The 3537-nt window shown below is 72.0% G+C and carries 4 protein-coding genes; all 4 read right to left on the bottom strand.

From position 1 onward, the window contains the following. The coding region (locus G5C51_RS40785) for an LLM class flavin-dependent oxidoreductase (RefSeq protein WP_165245808.1) at positions 1-960 on the bottom strand (960 nt) is incomplete at its 3' end. Beyond that, positions 960-1994, bottom strand: a complete 1035-nt coding sequence (locus G5C51_RS40790; protein ID WP_165245809.1) for an ABC transporter substrate-binding protein — start codon at positions 1992-1994, stop codon at positions 960-962. The genes G5C51_RS40785 and G5C51_RS40790, both read right to left, overlap by 1 nt. A 14-nt stretch (positions 1995-2008) precedes the next feature. Next, complete coding sequence (locus tag G5C51_RS40795; protein WP_165245810.1) at positions 2009-2752, bottom strand: ABC transporter ATP-binding protein; 744 nt, start codon at positions 2750-2752, stop codon at positions 2009-2011. Next, on the bottom strand, positions 2725-3537 hold an 813-nt coding region (locus G5C51_RS40800), incomplete at its 5' end, for an ABC transporter permease (RefSeq protein WP_420824913.1). The genes G5C51_RS40800 and G5C51_RS40795, both read right to left, overlap by 28 nt.

The raw sequence follows: 3537 nt of genomic DNA on the forward strand, positions 1-3537 counted from the left end.
CCGTACGAGCCCGATCCCCGCCCACAGATTCGGCGCGATCTCCAGCTTGTCGCGGGAGCGGGAGCCGCCGTGCAGCGCGAGCATCCGCTGCTGGCCCACCGACTCGCTCTTGCCGAGCGCCTGTTGCGCGGCGGCCACGGTGTCCTCGTCGAGGTCGTCCAGCAGCCGGTCCGCCGTCGCCCACGCCTCCTTCGCGGAGTCCCGGGCGATGACGTGCAGCCGGATGCCGAAGCGGACGGTCCGCCCCTCGGCCTCGGCGAGGCCGCGGATCCACTCGATCTTCTGCTTCACCTGCGCCGGCGGCTCGCCCCAGGTCAGATAGACGTCGGTGTTACGGGCCGCCACCGGCCCCGCGGCCGGCGAAGAGCCGCCGAAGAAGATCTCCGGCACCGGGTCGGGCGGCAGCGCGACCAGCCCGCCGTCGATCGTGTAGTGCTCGCCGCGGAAGTCGAACGGCTTGCCGCCCCACACCCCGCGGACGACCTGCAGGAATTCGTCCGTACGGGCATAGCGCTGGTCGTGGTCCAGATGGTCGCCGAAGCGGCGCTGCTCGGTGGCGTCGCCGCCGGTGACGACGTTCAGCAGCAGCCGGCCCCGGCTGATCCGCTGGAAGGTCGACGCCATCTGCGCGGCGAGGACGGGCGAGACGACGCCGGGCCGGAAGGCGACCAGGAATTTGAGCCGCTCGGTGTGCTGGGTGAGGGCGAGGGTGGTCAGCCAGGCGTCCTCGCACCAGGTGCCGGTCGGCGTCAGCACGGCCTCGAAGCCGAGCTGCTCGGCGGCCTTGGCGATCTGGGCGAGGTACTCGACGTCCGGGGCCCGTACGCCCGACACGGGGGCGAGGCGGTCCCGCTTCACGCCGCCGTCGATGAAGGCGTGCCGGTCGACGAGCCCGCGGCCGTCGCCGCCGGTGGGCAGGAACCAGTGCAGGCGGACGGTGGATTCTGCGGAGGCGGACATCAGTTGCCCTTCCCGTAGGTGCGCGGCTTGGTGTCGTAGGGCGGCAGGCCGGCGTTGTAGCGGCCGTCGGCGTAGGCGTCGAATTCGAAGCGCTTGGGGATCAGCTTCAGCTGCGCGAAGGTGTCGACGATCTTCTGCTCCGCCGCGATGAAGTCCTGGTCCACGGCGACGGGGACGCGGGTGCCGTTGCTGCGCTTCACGGAGTCCAGGGCCACCTCGTACGGGAGGCCCGTCTCCTTGCTCCAGACCTTCGCCCAGGCCTCCGGGTGCTTGTACACCCAGTCCTGGGCCTTCCGCAGCCGCCCGATGTAGTCCTTGACCGCGGCTTCTTTCTTCTTGTCGCTGAGCGCGGCCGGCGCGGCCACCGACAGGTCCACGCCGTCGACGGTGCCCTCCCCGTCGCTGAGGAACCGGCCGTTCGCGCTCGCTAGGGCCTGCGAGGTGAAGGGGTCCCAGATCGACCAGGCATCGACCTTCTTGCTGCTGAACGCGGCCAGCGCGTCGGCCGGCTGCAGGAAGCTGAACTTGACGTCCTTCGGCGAGAGTCCGGCCTTCTGCAGCGCGGTGACCAGCTGATAGTGCGCGGAGCTGCCCTGCGCCACGGCGACGGACTTGCCCTTGAGCTGGCTGACCTTACGGATCGGGGAGCCCTTGGGGACGAGGATGGCGTCGCCCTTGGCGGAGCCGTTGGCGGCGCCGACGACCTTGATCTTCGAGCCTGCCGCGGCGGCGAAGACCGGCGGTGTGTTGCCGACGTTGCCGATGTCCACGGCCCCGGCGTTGACCGCCTCGAGGAGCGGCGGCCCGGAGGTGAAGGTCGACCACTTGATCCTGTAGTCGAGGCCCTTCAGCTCACCCGCGGCCCGCAGCACCGCCTCGGCGCCGCCCTTCTGGTCGCCGACATTGAGGGTCACGGAGCCCTTGCCGTCGGTGCCGTCGCCGGAGATGGTGCTGGACTTGGCGGCCGAGCCGCCGCCGCAGCCCGCGGCCAGCAGGGCCAGCGGGAGCACGAGGGTGGGGAGTAGTCGCTTCATCGGCAGGGGGTTCCTCATGTCGTACGGGCGGGGGCGTCGACGCCGAGCTGGGACAGCAGCTCGGCGCGCAGGGCGGTGAAATCCGGGTCGTCGATGGCGCGCGGGCGCGGCAGGTCCACCGGCGTCTCGTACGCGATCACGCCGTCGCGCATCACCAGCGCGCGGTCGGCGAGCAGCAGCGCTTCCTCGACGTCGTGGGTGACCAGCAGCACCGCGCAGCCGCGGCGCTGCCACAGCTCGCCGACGAGCTGCTGCGCCTTGATCCGGGTCAGCGCGTCGAGCGCGCCGAACGGCTCGTCGAGCAGCAGCAGATCGGGCTCGCGCACCAGCGCGCGGGCGAGGGACGCGCGCTGTGCCTCGCCGCCGGAGAGGGTCTTCGGCCAGGCGCCGGAGTGGTTCTCCAGGCCGACCTCGGCCAGGGCGCGCTCGGCGGTGGCCCGGTCGGGGTTGCCGGGGAGGCCGAGGAGGACGTTGCGCCAGACCCGCTTCCACGGCATCAGGCGCGGCGCCTGGAAGGCCACGGCGCGCCGCTCGGGGACGTGGACGGCGCCCTCGATCTCGCGGTCCAGGCCGGCGAGGATGCGCAGCAGGGTGGACTTGCCGCAGCCGCTGCGGCCGAGGAGGGCGGTGAACTCGCCGGGCCTGAGGGTGAGTTCGAGGTCGTCGATGACGCGGCGGCCGTCGAAGGCGCGGGTGAGTCCCTGGACTCGTACCGCCGCGGCCTGGGTCGCTACTTCCCCGTGAACGTCGGTCGCCATTGCAGCAGCAGCCTTTCGAGAGTACGGACCACGATGTCGGCGGCGATGCCGAAGCAGGCGTAGACGATCAGGCAGACGACGATGACGTCCGTACGCAGGAACTCCCGCGCCTGGATCATCAGGAAGCCGATGCCGGAGTCGGTGTTGACCTGCTCGGCGAAGACCAGCGCCAGCCAGGCGATGCCGAGCGAGAAGCGCAGCCCGGTCAGCGCGCTGGGCAGCGCGCCCGGGAGGACGACGTGCCGCACCAGGCCCCAGCGGCCGAGGCCGAGCGCCTGGCCCGCCTCGATCAGCTGGGAGTCGACGCCGCGGATGCCCGCGTAGACGTTGAGGTAGAGCGGGAAGGACACGCCGAGCGCGATGATCGCGATCTTCGGCGCCTCGCCGATCCCGAACCAGATGATCAGCAGCGGGATCAGCCCGACGAACGGCACTGTCCGCAGCATCTGCACGCTGGCGTCGACGAGATCCTCGCCGAGCCGGAACAGCCCGGAGACGAGCGCCAGCGCGGTGCCGGCGAGCGCGCCGGCGAGGATGCCGACCGCGACCCGCTGCAGCGAGGTCAGCATGGCGTCGGGCAGCGACCCGTCGGCGATCAGGTCTCCGGCGACGCTCGCGATGGTGCCGGGGGAGGCGAGGACGTCGTCCCGCAGCACGCCGGTGGCGCTGAGGAGCTGCCAGAGGGCGAGGAGGAGGGCGGGCCCTGACAGGCGGCGCAGCCAGCGGGGGACGCGGCGGCGGCCGGCGGATACGGGGGTGATGGGCTCCAGGCGGGGGCTGGGTGG

It is taken from the genome of Streptomyces coryli (assembly GCF_011044975.1).
Taxonomy (GTDB): Bacteria; Actinomycetota; Actinomycetes; order Streptomycetales; family Streptomycetaceae; genus Streptomyces; species Streptomyces coryli.

Bases quoted from the DNA above. Each gene is read 5' to 3' on its own strand.
- G5C51_RS40795 (WP_165245810.1), bottom strand. From the start codon at position 2,752: ATGGCGACCGACGTTCACGGGGAAGTAGCGACCCAGGCCGCGGCGGTA.
- G5C51_RS40790 (WP_165245809.1), bottom strand. From the start codon at position 1,994: ATGAAGCGACTACTCCCCACCCTCGTGCTCCCGCTGGCCCTGCTGGCC.